This window comes from Rhodoferax potami, assembly GCF_032193765.1.
Lineage (GTDB): Bacteria > Pseudomonadota > Gammaproteobacteria > Burkholderiales > Burkholderiaceae_C > Allorhodoferax > Allorhodoferax potami.
The window spans coordinates 3,150,647-3,168,593 of the sequence record NZ_JAVBIJ010000001.1 but is presented as its reverse complement, the minus strand read 5'-3'; the positions used below and the strand labels follow the sequence as shown (position 1 = coordinate 3,168,593).

18 protein-coding genes and 1 pseudogene are annotated in these 17,947 nt (G+C 60.8%); 11 read left to right on the top strand and 8 right to left on the bottom strand.

The features are described from left to right. Positions 1-23: 23 nt before the first annotated feature. On the bottom strand, positions 24-686 hold the full coding sequence (locus RAE21_RS15330; RefSeq protein ID WP_313882098.1) for a nucleoside/nucleotide kinase family protein: 663 nt from the start codon (positions 684-686) through the stop codon (positions 24-26). A gap of 129 nt (positions 687-815) precedes the next feature. Between RAE21_RS15330 and RAE21_RS15325 the strand changes: the two genes are divergently transcribed. The 4 genes from RAE21_RS15325 (at position 816) to RAE21_RS15310 (ending at position 5,043) form a co-directional block, all read left to right on the top strand. After that, positions 816-1,802: a sugar ABC transporter substrate-binding protein gene (locus RAE21_RS15325; RefSeq protein WP_313882097.1), complete on the top strand. Its 987-nt coding sequence runs from the start codon at positions 816-818 to the stop codon at positions 1,800-1,802. 141 nt (positions 1,803-1,943) lie between these two features. After that, positions 1,944-2,903 (top strand): ABC transporter permease, encoded by a 960-nt coding sequence (locus RAE21_RS15320; protein WP_313882096.1) that lies wholly within the window; start codon positions 1,944-1,946, stop codon positions 2,901-2,903. Next, positions 2,903-3,691: an ATP-binding cassette domain-containing protein gene (locus tag RAE21_RS15315; RefSeq protein WP_313882095.1), complete on the top strand. Its 789-nt coding sequence runs from the start codon at positions 2,903-2,905 to the stop codon at positions 3,689-3,691. Before RAE21_RS15320 ends, RAE21_RS15315 begins: the two co-directional genes overlap by 1 nt. 92 nt (positions 3,692-3,783) lie before the next feature. Next, on the top strand, positions 3,784-5,043 hold the full coding sequence (locus RAE21_RS15310) for an ROK family transcriptional regulator (RefSeq protein ID WP_313882094.1): 1,260 nt from the start codon (positions 3,784-3,786) through the stop codon (positions 5,041-5,043). A gap of 4 nt (positions 5,044-5,047) precedes the next feature. Here RAE21_RS15310 and RAE21_RS15305 read toward each other — a convergent pair whose 3' ends face one another. From RAE21_RS15305 to RAE21_RS15295, 3 genes are all read right to left on the bottom strand, one after another. Beyond that, positions 5,048-6,295 carry a sensor histidine kinase gene (locus RAE21_RS15305; protein ID WP_313882093.1) on the bottom strand — a complete coding sequence of 416 codons (1,248 nt, stop codon included), beginning with the start codon at positions 6,293-6,295 and terminating at the stop codon, positions 5,048-5,050. 6 nt (positions 6,296-6,301) lie between these two features. Next, positions 6,302-7,018 (bottom strand): response regulator, encoded by a 717-nt coding sequence (locus RAE21_RS15300; RefSeq protein ID WP_313882092.1) that lies wholly within the window; start codon positions 7,016-7,018, stop codon positions 6,302-6,304. Between the two features lie 104 nt (positions 7,019-7,122). After that, on the bottom strand, positions 7,123-8,466 hold the full coding sequence (locus RAE21_RS15295) for an AmpG family muropeptide MFS transporter (protein ID WP_313882091.1): 1,344 nt from the start codon (positions 8,464-8,466) through the stop codon (positions 7,123-7,125). 40 nt (positions 8,467-8,506) lie between these two features. Here RAE21_RS15295 and RAE21_RS15290 point away from each other — a divergent pair. Beyond that, positions 8,507-9,377, top strand: a pseudogene (locus tag RAE21_RS15290) (M48 family metallopeptidase). A gap of 100 nt (positions 9,378-9,477) precedes the next feature. Beyond that, entirely contained in the window at positions 9,478-9,666 is a 189-nt protein-coding gene (locus RAE21_RS15285; RefSeq protein WP_313882090.1) for a PEP-CTERM sorting domain-containing protein, read from the top strand. Positions 9,667-9,731: 65 nt separating this feature from the next. Here RAE21_RS15285 and RAE21_RS15280 read toward each other — a convergent pair whose 3' ends face one another. Then, positions 9,732-10,523: an exodeoxyribonuclease III gene (locus tag RAE21_RS15280; RefSeq protein ID WP_313882089.1), complete on the bottom strand. Its 792-nt coding sequence runs from the start codon at positions 10,521-10,523 to the stop codon at positions 9,732-9,734. A 10-nt stretch (positions 10,524-10,533) separates the two neighbouring features. Between RAE21_RS15280 and pyrE the strand changes: the two genes are divergently transcribed. Beyond that, a complete protein-coding gene (gene pyrE / locus RAE21_RS15275; RefSeq protein WP_313882088.1) occupies positions 10,534-11,208 on the top strand; it encodes an orotate phosphoribosyltransferase in 675 nt (224 codons plus the stop codon). Then, positions 11,209-11,871 carry a DUF4124 domain-containing protein gene (locus RAE21_RS15270; RefSeq protein WP_313882087.1) on the top strand — a complete coding sequence of 221 codons (663 nt, stop codon included), beginning with the start codon at positions 11,209-11,211 and terminating at the stop codon, positions 11,869-11,871. Positions 11,872-11,874: 3 nt separating this feature from the next. Here the strand turns inward: RAE21_RS15270 and gatB are convergent, their stop codons facing one another. Genes gatB through gatC form a run of 3 tightly spaced genes read right to left on the bottom strand, consistent with a single transcriptional unit; the run spans position 11,875 to position 15,223 of the window. Continuing rightward, on the bottom strand, positions 11,875-13,389 hold the full coding sequence (gatB, locus tag RAE21_RS15265; RefSeq protein ID WP_313882086.1) for an Asp-tRNA(Asn)/Glu-tRNA(Gln) amidotransferase subunit GatB: 1,515 nt from the start codon (positions 13,387-13,389) through the stop codon (positions 11,875-11,877). A gap of 2 nt (positions 13,390-13,391) precedes the next feature. Continuing rightward, on the bottom strand, positions 13,392-14,909 hold the full coding sequence (gene gatA / locus RAE21_RS15260) for an Asp-tRNA(Asn)/Glu-tRNA(Gln) amidotransferase subunit GatA (RefSeq protein ID WP_313882085.1): 1,518 nt from the start codon (positions 14,907-14,909) through the stop codon (positions 13,392-13,394). Positions 14,910-14,923: 14 nt separating this feature from the next. After that, positions 14,924-15,223 (bottom strand): Asp-tRNA(Asn)/Glu-tRNA(Gln) amidotransferase subunit GatC, encoded by a 300-nt coding sequence (gatC, locus tag RAE21_RS15255; protein ID WP_313882084.1) that lies wholly within the window; start codon positions 15,221-15,223, stop codon positions 14,924-14,926. 201 nt (positions 15,224-15,424) lie between these two features. Here gatC and RAE21_RS15250 point away from each other — a divergent pair, with 201 nt between their 5' ends. Genes RAE21_RS15250 through mreD form a run of 3 tightly spaced genes read left to right on the top strand, consistent with a single transcriptional unit; the run spans position 15,425 to position 17,942 of the window. Then, positions 15,425-16,468 carry a rod shape-determining protein gene (locus RAE21_RS15250; protein WP_313874432.1) on the top strand — a complete coding sequence of 348 codons (1,044 nt, stop codon included), beginning with the start codon at positions 15,425-15,427 and terminating at the stop codon, positions 16,466-16,468. Then, positions 16,411-17,415: a rod shape-determining protein MreC gene (gene mreC, locus RAE21_RS15245; RefSeq protein ID WP_313882083.1), complete on the top strand. Its 1,005-nt coding sequence runs from the start codon at positions 16,411-16,413 to the stop codon at positions 17,413-17,415. The genes RAE21_RS15250 and mreC overlap by 58 nt, the downstream gene beginning before the upstream one ends. Then, the gene (gene mreD, locus RAE21_RS15240) at positions 17,412-17,942 is read left to right on the top strand and encodes a rod shape-determining protein MreD (protein WP_313874430.1); all 531 of its coding nucleotides are present in this window, start codon (positions 17,412-17,414) and stop codon (positions 17,940-17,942) included. The genes mreC and mreD overlap by 4 nt, the downstream gene beginning before the upstream one ends. Positions 17,943-17,947 lie beyond the last annotated feature (5 nt).

Sequence of the window (17,947 nt, the reverse complement as noted above, 5' to 3'; positions counted from 1 at the left end):
GCGGGCTGCCGGGATCGCAGTCGCTACCAGCTTTGCAGCACCCAGTCCGCACGATGTCGGGTGGCTGCAATGCGGACAGCGTTGGGCTCGTCCGTGCTGTCTATCCATGCCCGGGCCTCTGGTTCGCTGCGTCCGAACCGCATGTGTCGGGCCAACAAGCGGGCGTGGCGTAAGGCCGGGTCCAAGTCTAGGTACCACGCCTCGTCGAGCAAACCCCGCACCCGGGACCAGGCGCCATCCTCGAGCAGCAGGTAGTTCCCTTCCGTGATGATCAGCGGCTTGTCCGCATGGAGGGGGATCGCGCCGGCGATGGGTTCTTCGAGCTGGCGGTCAAAGTCGGGGGCGTAAATGGTTTCGCCCTCGGGCTGGCGGCGCACACGTTCGAGCAGGTGCACATAGCCTGCGCTGTCAAAGGTGTGCGGCGCACCCTTGCAGTGGCCTTGTTGCAAGCGGGCAAGCTCCCGGTTGGCGAGGTGGAATCCGTCCATTGGCAGGTATTGGGTCTGCGCACTGAACCGGGCATGGAGGGCCTGTGCCAGGGTGGATTTGCCGGCCCCCGGGCCTGCTGCAATCCCCAGAATGGTCCGGCGCCCGCTGGACAAAAGCGCTTCGATGCGGGTGATTGCCTCTGGCGGCAGGGCGCTCTGAGGGGATGCACTATTTGGCGTCAAATAAGGGTTTTCCATAATTAAAGTAACTTGATTTACTAACATCGATGAGTCTATAGTCTCACCACGCCAAAACCTGTGCGTAGTTCCCCGGGGTCCTTCTCGGGGGTCCTAACCATAAGTGTCATATTGACCGAGGAGACCTGAATGAAGAAATCTGCCCCCCTGATCTTGTCCGCATTGGCTTTGGCCGCTTCCGGCGCTTTTGCTGCCAACGAACCGGTGATCGGCCTGATCACCAAAACCGAAACCAACCCCTTCTTCGTCAAGATGAAAGAAGGCGCGACCGCTGAAGCGAAAAAGATGGGCGCCAAGTTGTTGACCGCGTCCGGCAAAAAAGACGGTGACACCGCATCCCAAATCGCCGCTATCGAAAACATGACCGCTCGCGGTGCGAAAACCATTCTGATCACCTCCTCCGGCGATGCGATCCTGCCTGCGGTGAAAAAGGCCCAGGAAAAAGGCGTGCAAGTCATCGCCCTGGACAGCCCGTTTGATGGCGCTGACGCATTGTTCGCGACCGATAACTACAAAGCCGGCGAGTTGATTGGCCAATACGCCAAGGCCGCCCTCGGTGGCAAGCCTGCCAAGATCGCCATGTTGGACCTTTTCCCCGGCCACCCTGTGGGCGCACAGCGCCACAACGGTTTCATGAAGGGTTTCGGCTTGCAAGCCAACGACGCCAAGTCCAACGAACTCTCCAAAACCGCAGAAACCGTCTGCGCTGCTGACACCGATGGCAACCAAGCCAAGGGCCAGACCGCCATGGAAACCTGCTTGCAAAAGGACCCGGCCATCAACGTGGTGTACACCATCAATGAGCCAGCTGCTGCAGGTGCCTACAACGCACTGAAAAAAGCCGGCAAGGAAAAAGGCGTGCTGATCGTCTCGGTAGACGGCGGCTGTGCCGGCGTGGCTGATGTGGGCAAGGGCGTGATCGCAGCGACCTCTCAGCAATACCCCCTGAAGATGGCCGCCATGGGTGTGGCTGCCGGCGTGGAATACGCCAAGGGCGGCAAAAAAGCATCCGGCTATGTGGACACGGGCGTGACCCTGATCGCCGGCAAGCCCGTGGCAGGCGTTGACAGCAAAGACGTCAAAACCGGCACCGAACTGTGCTGGGGCAAGAAGTAAGTTGAACCGGGGCTGACACTGCGTTCAGCTCCATCCGGGGCCGGTGATTTGCACGCGCAAATGCCGGGCCCCGTGTTTCCCTGAGTCGGCGCCACGCGCCTCCTGTTTTCAAGCGAATCCGGCGTCACTCCGGACCACACCATGGCTACAACCAATACCAAACAAATTCCATGGGCCATGCTCGGCCCGTGGCTCGCCTTGTTGGCTGCGTGCACCTTTTTCGCCACCCAGTCCGACCGCTTTCTGACGGGTGAGAACCTGTCCCTCGTATTGCAGCAGGTCATGGTGGTGGGTTTGCTCGCGATCGGGCAGACACTCATTATTTTGACCGCCGGTATCGATCTGTCCTGCGGCATGGTCATGGCGCTGGGCGGGATTGTGATGACCAAGTTCACCATGGACCTCGGCATTCCCCCCTTCTGGGCGGTGCTGTGCGGGATTCTGGTTACCGCATCGTTCGGCTTGCTCAACGGCTTGCTGGTGACCCGTGTGAAGTTGCCCTCGTTCATCGTGACCTTGGGCACCATGAATATCGCCTTCGCCATCACCCAAATTTATTCTGAGGCGCAAACCGTGGGTAACCTGCCGGAATCCATGACCGCGCTGGGTAACACCTTCAGCCTTGGCGGCACCTCGGTGGCCTGGGGCACAGTGGTCATGCTGGGTATGTATTTGCTGGCCTGGCACCTGCTGCGGGATACCGCCGCCGGCCGCCACGTCTATGCCGTGGGTAACAACCCCGAAGCCGTCCGCTTGACCGGTATTTCTGTGGACCGGGTATTGCTCGGTGTGTATGTGTTGGCCGGCGTTTTGTATGGCGTGGCCGCGCTCTTGTCGGTGGCGCGCACCGGTGTGGGTGACCCGCAAGCGGGCCAGACCGAGAATCTGGACGCGATTACCGCGGTGGTTCTGGGTGGCACCTCGCTGTTCGGCGGCCGGGGTGTGATCTTGGGCTCGCTGGTGGGTGCTGTCATCGTGGGTGTGTTCCGCAACGGACTGACGCTGATGGATGTGGCGTCGGTGTACCAAACCCTGATTACCGGCATTCTGGTCATTCTGGCGGTGGCAGCCGACCAACTTTCACGCAAGGGAGCACGCTAATGAGCAGCCCGCAAATCGTTTTGAAGGCCAGTGGACTGGTCAAGCGCTACGGCGGCGTTACCGCCCTCGATGGTGTGGATTTTGAACTGCGCGCCGGAGAAATTCTGGCGGTGATCGGCGACAACGGTGCCGGCAAATCCAGCCTGATCAAGGCCTTGTCGGGTGCCGTGGTGCCGGATGAAGGCCGCATGGAGCTCGATGGCAAACCAGTGCTCTTCCGCTCGCCAATTGATGCACGCCGCCACGGCATTGAGACCGTGTACCAAGACCTCGCAGTGGCCCCTGCGATGTCGATTGCTGAAAACCTGTTTCTGGGCCGCGAACTCCGCCGCCCCGGCGTGTTGGGCAGTGTGTTCCGGTCACTCGACAAAAAGCGCATGCTCGAAGAGGCGGTTTCGCGGATGAATGACCTCAAGGTTGGCATCCGCTCGATGACCCAGGCGGTGGAAACCCTGTCCGGCGGCCAACGCCAGTGCGTGGCGGTGGCCCGGGCGGCTGCATTTGCCCAGCATGTGGTCATCATGGACGAGCCGACCGCAGCCTTGGGTGTCAAAGAGGGCAACATGGTGCTCGAATTGATCCGCCGGGTCCGCGACAAGGGGCTGCCGGTGATTCTGATCAGCCACAACATGCCCCATGTGTTTGAAATCGCGGACCGGATCCATATCCAGCGCCTCGGCAAACGGGCCTGCGTGGTGAATCCGAAGGCGATCAGCATGAGCGACACCGTCGCAGTCATGACCGGCGCCAAAGCGGTTGAAGACATTCCGGCCTCTGCGCTAGCGTGAGGCCGGGGGACGTGCTGCAAGGTTACAGGGCGGGGAAATCCCCTAAAACTAATCTGGTTCGCACGGGCTTCATCGGTGAAAATCTGAAGACCATGAATTTTGAAGCCACCCTGCCCAATGCCTTGCCCGAAGCCCCGGCTTCGACGGCAGCCCATGCTCCTTCGGTATTGCGGCCACGGGGCTCCAACCACGTGGGCATGCGCCAATTCAATGAGCGGGTGGTACTGCAGGCCATCCGGCTGAACGGCAGCCTGCCCAAGGCCGATTTGGCCCGCTTGACCGGCCTCACAGCCCAAACCATCGGACTGATCACCACCCGCTTGGAGGACGATGGCTTGCTGCTGCGCCAGGACCGTGTGCGAGGCCGTATCGGACAGCCCTCGGTGCCGATGGCTTTGAACCCCGACGGCGCCTTCTCGATGGGCATCAAGATCGGCCGTCGCAGTGCAGACTGGTTGCTGGTCGACTTCACCGGCGTGGTCAGGGCGCGTGAAACCTTGTCCTACAGCTTCCCCGATGCAGATACGTTGCTCCCGCAAGTGCAAAGCCGCATGCGCAGCCTTCAGGATGGCTTGGGCGCCTTGGCCCCGCGCATCGTGGGTGTCGGGGTAGCGGCCCCCTTTAACCTGGGTGGCTGGCACAAGATGCTGGGCCTGTCGGCCTCGGTGTCTGACCAATGGAACCATATTGACCTCGCGGCGCAAGTCCAAGCGATGACCGATGTTCCGGTGAGCTTCGCAAAAGACACCCAAGCGGCGTGTGTGGCAGAGCTGGTGGCCGGGCGCGGGCGCGATTTGAAGAGCTTTTTGTACCTGTTTGTTGACACGTTTGTCGGCGGTGGATTGGTGCTTAACTCGCACCTGCACGGCGGCATTCATGGCAATGCGGGCGCTGTTGCTTCGCTGCCCTTGCAGGTGGCCAGCGGTGGTGCGGTGCCGGAGCAGCTATTGGCCCACGCTTCTTTGTGGGAGCTGGAGCAGCATTTCAAGGCCAGCGGCCTCGACCCCGCCGCCGCCTACGACGACCGTGCGCTGGAGGGTGCTTATGCACCCCTTACCGAAGCCTGGATTGCCAGTGCCGCCCAAGGCCTGGCGCAGTGTGTGGTGAGTGGCACGGCATTTCTGGATCTGGACGCGGTGGTGATCGACGGATCGTTCACCCGCGCCATGCTCAAGCGCCTGATTGATCAGACGACCTCTGCCCTGCGCAATTACGACTGGGAAGGCCTGTGGCCAGCCAAAGTGATTGCCGGCAGCATCGGGTCGGATGCGCGGGCGTTGGGGGGGGCCTTGCTGCCCCTGCATGAAAACTTTGCCCCCGATCGCGACCTTTTTCTCAAGGTCACCGCCTGAGGCCTTAAGCGCTTTTGAGCGGCAAGCGGATCTCGAAGCAGGCACCGCCTTCCGGCCGGTTGGTGCAGCGCACGGTGCCGCCGTGTCGCTCGGCGATGGATTTCACCAAAGCCAGGCCGAGTCCGACGCCGCCCTCGCGCTCAGATGCGCCCGGCAGCCGGTAAAAGGGCTCAAAGATTCGCTGTTGTTGCTCCGGGGGCACGCCAGGGCCGCTGTCGCACACCTGAATCAGGGCCCACTCGGCCTCTTCGCGCACCACCAGACGCACGTCGCCCGCACCGTAACGGCGCGCGTTTTCCAGCAGGTTGCGTACTGCGCGCCGCAGCAGTTTGGCGACACCGGGAACCTCCAAAGCCTGTAGCTCAACTTCCAGCAGCGCCTGGTTGCGCGCGCACTCTTCGGCGGCCAGCCCGACAAGATCTACTGACTCCACCGTGCCGAGGTCGGCTTCTTTGGCATCCAGCCGGCTGGCCAGCAGGATCTCTTCAATCAGTTGATCGAGCTCGGCAATGTTGCGGGCAACCTCTTGCTTGAACGCCGCGCTGGGCGTGCTACCCATCAACTCCAGCCCCATGCGGATGCGAGCCAGCGGGGAGCGTAGCTCGTGCGACGCATTGGCTAAAAGTGATTTTTGAGAGGCCAGCAGGGTGTCGCGCGCCTGCACCAGGGTTTCGATTTGTTCGGCGGCGTGGTTGAAGCGCGCGGCCAGAAAGCCCACCTCATCATCGCCCTGCATGCGCACCCGGGCACCCAGATCCCCGTTGCCCCAGCGCTCAACCCCGTTTTGCAGTGTTTCCAGCCTGCGGGTCAAACGGCGGATGATGGGGTAAGTGCCCAGCGCCACCGCGACCGCGACCAGCGCAAGTGTCCAGGCAAAGCCGAAGGGGGCCTTGAAATTGTTGTTTGGCGGGCGAGGTAGGTGGAGGTGAATGGTTTGGCCATCGGCCATACGCACCAGAAACTCCGGGCCCCGGCCGAAACGGCCCGGGCGCTCGCTATCGCGGTCATCGCTGGCGTCGTCTTTGGTGTCGGGTGGGGGCGGATGGTCTCCCAGGCTGAGGCCGGGCATAGGGGGTGGGCGGCTCAGCCGGGCCCGGCCGTTGCCGATGACCTCGCCAAATTCATTGCGCACTACGACTTCCCGCAGGGGCGGCTCGCTGGTCATGCGCCACACCCATCCGACCAGCAAGGTCAGTACCACGACCGTGAGCACCACGGCCAGCCAGATGCGGACATACAGCTTGTGCAGCATTACCGGTTAGTCCTGCTGCCGTGCAAAAACATAACCTACGCCACGGACCGTCAGGATGCGTTTGGGCTCCTTGGCGTCTGCTTCGATGGCTGCGCGGATGCGGCCCATGTGCACATCGATGGAGCGGTCAAAGGCCTCTAACTCGCGGCCACGCACCGCTTCCATGATCTGGTCGCGGGTCAGCACCCTGCCGGCCCGCTCTGCCAGCGCGACCAGCAGGTCGAATTGGTACGAGGTGAGCTCGCAGGCGGTGCCGGCCACCGTGACGGTGCGGGCATCGCGGTCGATTTCGAGGGTGCCGAAGCGCAAGGCTTTGGCGTTCGTGGCGGGTGTCTCCCCCTTGCGTCGCAGGATGGCGCGAATCCGTGCCAGCAGTTCGCGGGGTTCAAAAGGCTTGGGCAGGTAGTCGTCGGCGCCGATTTCCAGCCCGATGATGCGGTCCATTGCATCCCCTTTGGCGGTCAGCATCAGCACTGGGACTTGTCCCATCGCGCCGGGCAGGGCGCGGATGCGGCGGCAAATCTCGAGGCCATCCATGTCCGGGAGCATCAGGTCTAGGATCACCAAGTCCGGTGGCGGGGCTCCGCTGTCGGCGGCGAGCCGGGCGAGGCCGCTATGCCCATCGCCCGCGTGGGCTACGGAGAAGCCGGATTGTTCGAGGTACTCGGCCACCATGGAGGCAAGCCGGGCATCGTCTTCGATCATGAGCAGGTTTTGGCGCATGCCCGCAGTCTAGCGGTGACCATCCCTGCCCAGATGCGGCTGGCTTGAAGATTCCGTAAAGTTGGGTAAATTTTGCTATTAAATATATAGCAATAGGCGCTTGATTAATGAGCGCTAGGGGTCGATTTGATGCGTGATGCCAAAACGATCAGCACCAGCACAGGCAGCCCGATGCAGGCAGTACCCACAAAAAACGGGGTGTACCCGACCGCATTGACCACATCGCCCGAGAAGCCGGCCAGAAACTTGGGCAGCAACACCATCATGGAGCTGAAGAGCGCATATTGGGTGGCCGAGTATTGGATGTTGGTGAGTGAGGACAGGTAGGCCACAAACGCCGCGGTCGCAATGCCGCTGGAGAAGTTGTCGGCCGAGATCACCGCCATCAAGGCGTGCAGGTCGTGTCCGCGGGTGCCCAGCCAGGCAAACAGCAGGTTGCTGCCAGCGCTCAGCACCGCGCCCAGCATCAAGACTTTGAGCACGCCCATGCGCAGCGCCAGCGCACCGCCGACAAAGGCGCCGACCAGCGTCATGATGACGCCATAGACCTTGGTGATCGCCGCAACCTCGCCCTTGGTGTAGCCCATGTCCACGTAAAACGGGTTGGCCATGATGCCCATGACCACATCGCTGATGCGGTAGGTGGCAATCAAGGACAAGATCAACACCGCGTGCCAGCGGTGGCGCCGCACAAACTCGGCGAAGGGCTCAATCAGTGCACTTTGCAGCCATTCACCGGCGTTGCGGGCCGGGCGCAGAGGCGCGGGTGCGGGCTCTTTGGACAGTAGCACCACCAACATGCCCGGCAGCATGCTCATGGCCATGACCAGGTAGGCGGTGCGCCAGGCCGCATATTGGTACAGGTCGGCGCTGGGGGTTTCGTTGGCCGCTGCAATCCAGAGGGCACCTGCGCCGGCCCAGATCATGGCCAGGCGGTAGCCCGCCATATAGGTGGCAGACAGTGCGGCCTGGTGTTGGCTGTCGCCGGATTCGATACGAAAGGCATCCAGCGCAATGTCCTGGGTCGCAGAGGCAAAAGCTAACGCAATCGCGCACCACACCACCGGGGTCAAGGCGTTGCGCGGGTCGGTCAGTGCCATGGTGCAGAGTGCAGCCATGATGGCCGCTTGCGCCACGAGCAGCCAGCTGCGGCGGCGGCCGAGTGCGGCGGTGAGCAAAGGGATGGGCAAGCGGTCCACCAAGGGGGCCCACGCCCACTTGAAGCCGAAGGCGATGCCCACCCAGCTCATGTGGCCAATGGTGCTGCGGTCGACGCCGGCTTCGCGCAACCAGAAGCTCAGGGTCCCGAACACCAACAAGAAGGGCAATCCCGCCGAGAAGCCCAGCGCCAACATCCGCAGCGAGGCCGGTTCTGCATAGACCTTGAGCATGTCCCGCCAGTGGGGTTTGTCGGCGGTAGCGGGGGTGTCGGGCGTTAGGGAACTCATCGGGGAATAATACCTGTCCACTTTGGAGTCAAACGCTGCCATGTTGAGTGATCTTTGTCCTGTGAGTCGCCTCCGCCCATCCCTGATCCGCTGGCTTGGCGGCTTGTTGGTGGTGGGTGGCACCGTGTTCGCCCCGGCCGTGTTGGCGAGAGAGGGCGTGGAGGTGGGGGGCAACTCCGCATTCAGCAAACTGGTGTCTGCGAGCGACATTGAGCAGTCTGCAGCGCAGCAATACGCCCAGATGCTGGCCCAGGCGCAGCAGCAAAGGGCGCTGGCCGGGAATGAGCATCCTCAAGTACAGCGTTTGAGGGCGATCGCGCGGCGCATCATCCCTTACGCCAATGAATGGAATCCCCGCGCGAAAGACTGGCGGTGGGAGATCAACCTGATCGGATCCAAGCAGATCAATGCTTTTTGCATGCCGGGCGGGAAGATCGCTTTCTACACCGGCATCTCTCGATACGCTCAAACTCACAGATGACGAAGTCGCCATGGTCATGGGCCACGAAATCGCCCATGCCTTGCGGGAGCATGCCCGCGAGCGGATGGGTAAAACCGCAGCGACCGGGCTGGGTGCGAACTTGCTGTCGCAGGTGCTGGGGCTTGGGCAGATCGGGCAAACGGTCACCCAATACGGTGCCCAGCTCTTGACCTTGAAGTTCAGCCGTGAAGATGAGTCCGAGGCCGATCTGGTCGGGCTGGAGCTGGCTGCCCGCGCGGGTTACGACCCGCGCGCGGGCATCACCCTGTGGCGAAAGATGTCGGCCGCCAACAAGAATGCGCCGCCGCAATGGCTGTCGACCCACCCTGCCGGCGATACCCGGATTGCCGACATGGAAGCGGCCATGGCGCAAGTGGTGCCCCTGTATGCGAAGGCTCAAAAGCCCGAAAAATCCAAAAAAGTGCCTTAACGCGGGCCTGAAGGGCACCGGAAAACTGAACTTCAGTTTCTTCTCGCAGGGCAACTTGGGCAACGCGTTTGGCAATGGTGACCGCCGTGTAGGTATGGTCTTGAGCAGCGATAAACAGAGTGCATTGTTGATGTTCAACGACAAGGCCAAAGACCACGACTACGACGACATGTTCATCAAGGTCTCCATCATGACACCGGTACCCGAGCCGGAGACTTATGCCCTGATGTTGGGTGGGCTGGCCGTTTTGGGTGCAGTGGCCCGGCGTCGCAAAGCGCAAAAGCCATAAAAAAAGAGCCCCGAGAGGGCTCTTTTTGATGGGAGATCACAGCCCCGCTGTTGCTCGGCAACCGGTCAAAAAGTCCAGTCGTAGGCGACGGTGACGGGTGCATGGTCGGAAAACTTCTCGGCCTTGTAAATGGCGACTTCCTTGGCTGTGGCGGCGAAAGCAGGGGTGGCCAAGTGGTAGTCGAGTCGCCAGCCCACGTTCTTGGCGTAGGCTTGCCCGCGATTGCTCCACCATGTGTAGCTTTCTTCGGTGGCCGTCGGGTGTAGCGTGCGGTGCACATCTACCAGCCCTCCGTCGGTGAGAGCCTTGGTCATCCACGCCCGCTCTTCGGGCAAAAAGCCGGAGTTCTTTTTGTTGCCTTTCCAGTTTTTCAGGTCAATCTCTTGGTGCGCAATATTGAGGTCGCCACACAGCACCAACTCACGCCCTGACCGGAGGTCCTGGAGATGGGGGTAAAACTCTTCCAAGAATCGGAACTTGGCGGCTTGCCGGTCTTCCCCGGAAGAGCCGCTCGGGAAATACGCGCTGATGATGGAGAACTTGCGGCTGGGCGTGTCAAAACGCAGCTCCACATAGCGACCCTCCGCGTCAAACTCTTGGGAGCCGTATCCCACCCGGACGTCGCTCGGTACGGCCCGGGTGTAGATGCCCACACCGGAATAACCCTTTTTCTCCGCAAAATGGAAATGCCCTTTCAGATCGCCAAAGGACTCGAACTTGCCCGCAACGTCCGTGGCCTGGGCTTTGACTTCCTGGACGCAAATACAATCGGGCTGCGCTTGGGCAAGCCAGGCTTCAAGGCCTTTGCTGGTGGCGGAACGGATGCCGTTCAGGTTCAGGCTGGTTAATTTAAACAAGGATTTCCCCATGTCGGACAAAGACCCGTTGGCACAAGAGTTTGTACAGTTTGCTGTGGCATGTGGCGTGCTGCGATTCGGCGAATTCAAAACCAAAGCCGGTCGCATGAGCCCCTACTTTTTCAATGCTGGCCTGTTTGACGATGGCGCCAAACTGGGGCAGCTCGCGGGATTTTATGCGGAGCGCTTGATCGAAAGCGGCATCGAGTTTGACATGGTGTTCGGGCCTGCGTACAAGGGTATTCCGCTGGGCGCTGCCGTGGCGATTGAGCTGGCTCGCCGGGGCCGCAACGTACCTTTTGCCTACAACCGCAAAGAGGCCAAAGACCATGGTGAGGGCGGCACATTGGTCGGTGCTCCCCTGAAAGGTCGCGTATTGATTGTGGATGACGTCATGTCTGCCGGGACTGCAGCCCGCGAGTCGATCGCCATCATCCAAGCCGCCGGCGCTATTCCGCATGCCGTATGCATTGCACTGGACCGGCAGGAGATGGCAACGGAGAATGGCAAAGATGTGCCTTACAGCGCCGTGCAATACGTGCGTGGTCAGCTGGGCTTGAACGTCTGCGCAATTGCGAAGCTGGGCGATTTGATGCAGTATTTGCAAGAGACCGATGGGTCCGCAGCAGACGCCGAGCGTGTGCTGGCTTACCGTCAGCGTTACGGTGTCGATGAAAGTGAATAAATGAAGCAGTCCGCCTTGGTGGCAACGATGGTGTGGGGAGGGCTTTGCCTGGGTGTCGTGCCCACGGCGAGCGCTCAGAGTTCAGCGCCTGCTGCCGGGGGCATCTACACCTGTGTGGATGCAAAGGGCCGCAAGCTCACCGCAGATCGACCGATTCAGGAATGTATTGATCGCGAGCAACGGATCCTGAATCCCAGCGGGACCACCCGCGCCAAGGTCGGCCCCAGTTTGACTTCCAAGGAGCTGGCGGAACTGGAGGCGCGCGAGAAGCGCGAACAAGAGGACCGCAATCGGATCGCCGAAGAAAAGCGCCGGGACCGTGCCCTATTGGTGCGCTACCCGAGCAAAGTTGTGCACGACCAAGAGCGGTCTGATGCACTGGCCCAAATTGCGGTGGTCGTGAAGGCTGCCACCAACCGCGTGGATGAGCTCGCCAAGCAGCGCCTCGCCATTGATGCGGAAATGGAGTTCTACAAAAAGGACCCCAACAAAGCACCTGCATACCTGCGCCGACAGCTCGAAGAAAACGAGCAGAGCAAAGCGGTGCAAGAGCGGTTTATTAGCGAGCAGGACGCCGAAACCAAACGCGTCAATGCCCGCTTTGACGATGAACTGGTTCGGCTGCGACAACTCTGGGCCGCCGCAGCCGCTGCCAACCGGTAAGGCTTAACCCGCTAGTTTGCTGCGTAGCAGGTCGTTGACCTGTTGCGGGTTCGCCTTGCCTTTGCTGGCTTTCATGATCTGGCCGACCAAGCCGTTCAGGGCTTTCTCGTTACCCGCCTTGAATTCGGCCACGTTCTTGGCGTTGGCTTCAATCACTTGAACGACGATCGCTTCGAGCGCGCCGGTGTCGTTCATCTGCTTGAGGCCCTTGGCTTCGATGACCGCATCGACGTCAGTGCCGCCGTCCCACAAGGCATCAAACACCTGTTTGGCTGCGCTGTTGGAAACGGTGCTGTCTGCGATGCGGCTGATCAGTTTGGCCAAAGTCTCCGCGGCAACCGGTGATTGCTCCACCGACAGGTCTTCGCCATTGAGGCGACGGGCCAATTCACCGGTAATCCAGTTGCTGGCCAGTTTGGCTTGTCCACTGGCCTTCGCGGCCGCCTCAAAGTAGGTGGCGAGTGCCAAGCTTTGTGTGAGCTGCGTCGCGTCGTACTCACTCAGACCGTAATCCGCTTGGAAACGCGCTGCCATGTTGCGAGGCAATTCAGCCATTTGCCCGCGAACTGTCTCGATCCACTGCTCTGAAATGCATAGCGGCGGTAGATCCGGGTCCGGGAAATAACGGTAGTCGGCTGCATCTTCCTTGGTGCGCATGGCGCGGGTTTCGCCCGTGTCAGGGTTAAAGAGCACGGTGGCCTGCTGGATTTCCAACCCGTCTTCGATCTGCTCGATCTGCCAGCGCACCTCGTAGTCGATGGCTTGCTGCATGAACTTGAAGCTGTTCAGGTTTTTGATCTCGCGGCGGGTGCCGAGGGGTTGGCCCGGTTTGCGGACCGATACGTTGGCGTCGCAGCGGAAGGAGCCTTCCTGCATGTTGCCGTCGCAGATGCCGATCCAGGTCACGATCTTGTGCAGTTCTTTGGCGTAGGCCACGGCTTCGGCGCTGGAGCGCATGTCGGGTTCCGTCACGATTTCCAGCAGGGGCGTGCCCGCGCGGTTCAGGTCAATGCCGCTTTGCCCGATGAAGTCTTCGTGCAAAGACTTGCCCGCATCTTCTTCGAGGTGCGCGCGCACCAGGCGGACGGTTTTCTTTTCCCGTACCAAGTCAGCGCCTTTGCCTGTCTCGAGAAAAAATTCCACCGCGCCGCCTTGCACCACCGGAATCTCAAACTGGCTGATCTGGTAGCCCTTGGGTAGATCCGGGTAGAAGTAGTTTTTGCGGGCAAAAACGCTGCGTGGCGCGATGTGGGAGCCGATGGCGAGTCCGAACTGTATGGCGCGTTCTACTGCGCCCTTGTTCATCACCGGCAGGGTGCCCGGCAAGGCCAGGTCCACCGCGCAGGCCTGGGTGTTGGGCTCAGCGCCAAAGGCGGTACTGGCGCGGGAGAAAATCTTCGACAGGGTCGAGAGCTGGGCGTGGGTCTCAAAGCCAATGATGACCTCGTAGCCGTGCACCAGAGGGCCGGTGGGGCGACCCTGTTGTTGTGCTTCGAATGTGTTCACGGTCTCACTCATATTCAGAATCCTGCAGGCTTGGCCAAGTGGTAGTCAGTCGCTTGTTGGAAGCGGTGCGCAGCGTTGAGCAGGCGAGCTTCGTCAAGATAGTTGCCCAGCAACTGCATGCCGATGGGCAAGCCCTTGTCCGCCTCCGCTTTGGCAAAGCCGACAGGAATGCTCATGCCCGGCAGACCGGCCAAAGAGCCGGAAAGGGTGAAGATATCAGCCAGATAGTTGGCAACCGGGTCATCCGATTTTTCGCCGATCTTCCATGCCACCGTAGGCGCAACAGGGCCGGCAATGACATCGCACTCCTTGAAGGCATTCTGGAAATCGTCCGCAATCATGCGGCGGATTTTTTGGGCCTGCAGGTAATAGGCGTCGTAGTAGCCATGGCTCAGCACATAGGTGCCGATCATGATGCGGCGCTTGACTTCGTCGCCAAAGCCTTCGGCGCGCGTCTTTTTGTACATGTCGGCGAGGTCGCCGTAGTTTTTGGCGCGGTGGCCGAACTTCACGCCGTCAAAACGGCTCAGGTTGCTCGACGCTTCAGCGGGCGCAATGATGTAGTACACCGGGATGGAGAGCTCGGTGCGTGGCAATGCAATCGGCACTAGCTTGGCGCCGAGTTGTTCGTATTGCTTGAGCGCTGCATCGACCGACGCGCGCACATCGTCAGACAAACCTTCGCTGAAAAACTCTTTCGGCACGCCGATGCGCAGGCCTTCAATGCTGTCGTTCAGCTTGCGCGAGAAGTTCTCGGCAGGTGCATCGAGCGAAGTGGAATCGCGGTCCGGGTCCGGGCCGCACATGGCTGACAAAAGCAAGGCGCAGTCTTCTGCGCTGCGGGCCATGGGGCCGGCTTGGTCCAGACTGGATGCAAACGCCACCATGCCGTAGCGCGAAGCGCGGCCGTAGGTCGGCTTGATGCCGGTGATGCCGCAAAACGCGGCCGGTTGGCGGATCGAGCCGCCTGTGTCGGTGCCGGTCGCAGCAGGTGCCAAGCGGGCGGCTACGACGGCTGCACTGCCGCCGGAAGAGCCACCAGGAATGCGGGTGGTATCCCACGGGTTGCGCACCGGTTCTACGGTGTCGCTGCCCACGGGCGCAACCGCCGTGTTTTCGTTGCTGGAGCCCATGGCGAACTCGTCGCAGTTCACTTTGCCCAAAGTAACCGCGCCTGCATCTGCCAGTTTGCTCACCACAGTGGCATCAAAAGGCGAGCGGTAGCCCTTGAGCATGCGGGAGCCGGCGGTGGTGGCGAAATCACGGGTCACAAAAATGTCTTTGTGCGCTAGGGGCAAGCCATCCAGGGGGCGGGCGTTGCCTGCCGCAATGCGGGCGTCCGACGCGCGGGCCTGGGTCAGGGTGGCTTCGGGGTTGCTGTCGACATAGACGCCGAGCGCACTGTGGGCTTGGCCCCGGTCCAGAAAATGCTGGGCGAGTTCGGTGGCAGATACTTGTTTGTCGGCGAGCGCGGTCACCAGTTCTTGAACACTCAAGTCATGCGGCGCGCGGGTGGAGAGGGGAGTCGTCATAAATTTACGTAGCTTTACTCAATAACCTTGGGCACCAAAAAGAGCCCGCGCTCCACGGCGGGCGCGCTGCGTTGGTTGGCCTCGCGTTGGTTTGTCTCTGTGGCAAGGTCGTCCCGCAAGCGCAGGGTGATGTCTTGAATGGTCGCCACCGGGTGTGCCAAGGGCTGAATGCCCATCGTGTCGACTGCGCGCATGGTCTCCACGATTCCAAAAAAACCGTTCAATTGGGTCAGCATGCGCTCACTTTCCTCCGGTTGGAGTTCGAGGCGCGCTAAATTGGCGATACGAGCGATGTCGGCAGATGTCAAGGACATGGGTGTAGAAGGGTTGAAACCGGCGGTAAATCGTGTGAAACCACGCTTTCCGTCCGGAGTTATTCACAGGGGATGGGTTATTATCCTGCCTTTGGCCAGAGGCTCGGAAACCCGCGGTCTTTGACGCCAAACTTACGAATTTATATTGTTAAAACCGGTGGTGTTGCGCCGAAGCGCGCGGCACGCTTGAGAGGAAATGTAATGTTTGGAGCTTTCCGTCAGTATTTTTCTACTGACTTGGCGATTGACCTTGGCACTGCCAACACCCTGATTTACGTGCGAGACAAGGGCATTGTGCTCGACGAGCCCTCAGTGGTCGCGATTCGCCACGAAGGCGGTCCTCAAGGCAAGAAGACGATCCAGGCCGTAGGCCGCGAAGCCAAAGCCATGTTGGGCAAAGTGCCCGGCAACATCGAGGCGATCCGCCCGATGAAGGACGGCGTGATTGCCGACTTCACCGTGACTGAGCAGATGCTCAAGCAGTTCATCAAGATGGTGCACCCCCGCGGCGTGTTCAAGCCGAGCCCCCGCATCATCATTTGCGTGCCTTGCGGCTCCACCCAAGTGGAGCGTCGTGCCATCCGCGAATCTGCGCTGGGCGCAGGTGCCAGCGACGTGTACCTGATTGAAGAGCCCATGGCAGCAGCCATCGGTGCCGGTTTGCCAGTGGCCGAAGCCAGCGGCTCCATGGTGGTGGACATCGGCGGCGGTACCACCGAAGTCGGCGTGATCTCTTTGGGCGGCATGGTTTACAAGGGCTCTGTCCGCGTCGGTGGCGACAAGTTTGACGAAGCCATCATCAACTACATCCGCCGCAACTACGGCATGCTGATCGGTGAGCCCACTGCTGAAGCTATCAAGAAGCAAATCGGTTCTGCATTCCCCGGCTCTGAAGTCAAGGAAATGGAAGTCCGTGGTCGCAACTTGTCGGAAGGTGTGCCCCGCAGCTTCACGATCTCTTCCAACGAAATCCTGGAAGCACTGACCGACCCGTTGAACAACATTGTCTCTGCCGTCAAGAATGCTTTGGAGCAAACCCCGCCTGAGTTGGGTGCAGACATTGCGGACCGCGGCATGATGCTGACCGGTGGTGGCGCCTTGTTGCGCGACTTGGACCGTTTGTTGGCCGAGGAAACCGGCTTGCCGGTGTTGGTTGCTGAAGATCCGCTGACCTGCGTGGTTCGTGGTTGTGGCATCGCGTTGGAACAGATGGAGCGCTTGGGTTCCATTTTCACCAGCGAATAATCTTCACTTATCCCGGACACAGCGATGCCACTCGGTACGCTGGACAGAGATCCTCCCCCTTCTTCCGTCAGGGCCCTTCGGCCCTGACCAAGCTGGCTGTCTGCAGCGCATTTGCGCTGTTGTTGATGGTGTCAGATGCTCGCTTCAAAGTGATGCAACCCCTGCGCACGGCACTTGCAGCCGTGCTCTATCCGGTGCAGTGGCTGGCTTTGCAGCCTTTGGCCGCTGCGGGGCAGCTGTCGGCGTATTTCTCGACGCTCGCAACCGCAGAAACCGTGCAGGAAGAAGCGCGGCGCAAATTGAGTACGCAGTCACTGCGCGCCAATCAGGTCGATCAGCTCGAGTTGGAAAATCAGCGTTTGCGCAAGCTGCTGGATCTTTCGGCACGCCTTGACACCAATTTCCGTGCTGCCCAGGTCATCTACGACGCTGCCGACCCCTACACCCGCAAAGTGATCATCGACCGGGGGCAACTGCACCGGGTCGCCTTGGGTTCTCCGGTGCTGGATGAGTCGGGTGTCATCGGACAAGTGACCCGTGTGTATCCGCTCACGAGTGAAGTGACCTTGATTACCGACCGGGACCACGCGATTCCGGTGCTGAACGCCCGCACCGGAGCGCGCGGAGTGGCATTTGGTGATACCTCCTCCTATGCAGATGCCCTGGAGTTGCGCTACATGGCGGCCAACGCGGATGTGGCAGTGGGCGACTTGTTGACCACCAGCGGTGTTGATGGCATTTACCCGCCCGGCCTGCCCGTGGCCAGGGTGGAAAAAGTAGAGCGTAAAGTGGATGCGGTATTTGCGCGCATTTACTGCGTGCCGCTCGGGCTGGTCTCCGGTGCCGGGCATGTGATCGTTCTTGATCCACTGGGCGACAAAATACCGGCGCGCCCGCAGCCCGAGCCTTTATCCGTCACCCCGAAAGCCAAAGGGGCTAAACCATGATCATGCGACCCGGGCAGCAATTGCTGTTGCCGGCCAAACCCTTGTTCATATGGGGAAGCCTGCTGAGCGCTTTGTTGCTGAACATGCTGTTCAACATGGGGTGGTGGGGCCGCTCAGCTTGGACGCCTGACATGCTGGCCCTCGTGCTGGTGTTTTGGACGGTACACCAGCCCCTTCGCGTGGGCATTGGTGCCGCCTTTTTCATGGGCTTGTTGATGGACGTCCATCAAGGTGCGCTGCTGGGGCAACATGCCATGTCGTACACGGTGTTGAGCTTTCTGGCGATTGCGGTGCACCGACGCTTGCTCTGGTTTTCGGTTCCTTCGCAGGCTGCCCAGGTGTTCCCTTTGTTTGCGGCTGCGCATGGTTTGGAATTGTTTTTGCGCATGGCCGGTGGCGGTGCTTTTCCCGGCTGGCTATTGATGCTGGCACCTTTTCTGGAGGCTGCGCTGTGGCCGGTTGCGAGTATCGTGCTGCTTGCGCCGCAGCGGCGTGCGCCGGACCCTGATGCCAACCGACCCCTGTAAGGTGC

Coding starts and splice junctions, on each gene's coding strand:
- RAE21_RS15330 (WP_313882098.1), bottom strand. CDS start 686: ATGGAAAACCCTTATTTGACGCCAAATAGTGCATCCCCTCAGAGCGCC.
- RAE21_RS15325 (WP_313882097.1), top strand. CDS start 816: ATGAAGAAATCTGCCCCCCTGATCTTGTCCGCATTGGCTTTGGCCGCT.
- RAE21_RS15320 (WP_313882096.1), top strand. CDS start 1,944: ATGGCTACAACCAATACCAAACAAATTCCATGGGCCATGCTCGGCCCG.
- RAE21_RS15315 (WP_313882095.1), top strand. CDS start 2,903: ATGAGCAGCCCGCAAATCGTTTTGAAGGCCAGTGGACTGGTCAAGCGC.
- RAE21_RS15310 (WP_313882094.1), top strand. CDS start 3,784: ATGAATTTTGAAGCCACCCTGCCCAATGCCTTGCCCGAAGCCCCGGCT.
- RAE21_RS15305 (WP_313882093.1), bottom strand. CDS start 6,295: ATGCTGCACAAGCTGTATGTCCGCATCTGGCTGGCCGTGGTGCTCACG.
- RAE21_RS15300 (WP_313882092.1), bottom strand. CDS start 7,018: ATGCGCCAAAACCTGCTCATGATCGAAGACGATGCCCGGCTTGCCTCC.
- RAE21_RS15295 (WP_313882091.1), bottom strand. CDS start 8,466: ATGAGTTCCCTAACGCCCGACACCCCCGCTACCGCCGACAAACCCCAC.
- pyrE (WP_313882088.1), top strand. CDS start 10,534: ATGTCGGACAAAGACCCGTTGGCACAAGAGTTTGTACAGTTTGCTGTG.
- RAE21_RS15270 (WP_313882087.1), top strand. CDS start 11,209: ATGAAGCAGTCCGCCTTGGTGGCAACGATGGTGTGGGGAGGGCTTTGC.
- gatB (WP_313882086.1), bottom strand. CDS start 13,389: ATGAGTGAGACCGTGAACACATTCGAAGCACAACAACAGGGTCGCCCC.
- gatA (WP_313882085.1), bottom strand. CDS start 14,909: ATGACGACTCCCCTCTCCACCCGCGCGCCGCATGACTTGAGTGTTCAA.
- gatC (WP_313882084.1), bottom strand. CDS start 15,223: ATGTCCTTGACATCTGCCGACATCGCTCGTATCGCCAATTTAGCGCGC.
- RAE21_RS15250 (WP_313874432.1), top strand. CDS start 15,425: ATGTTTGGAGCTTTCCGTCAGTATTTTTCTACTGACTTGGCGATTGAC.
- mreD (WP_313874430.1), top strand. CDS start 17,412: ATGATCATGCGACCCGGGCAGCAATTGCTGTTGCCGGCCAAACCCTTG.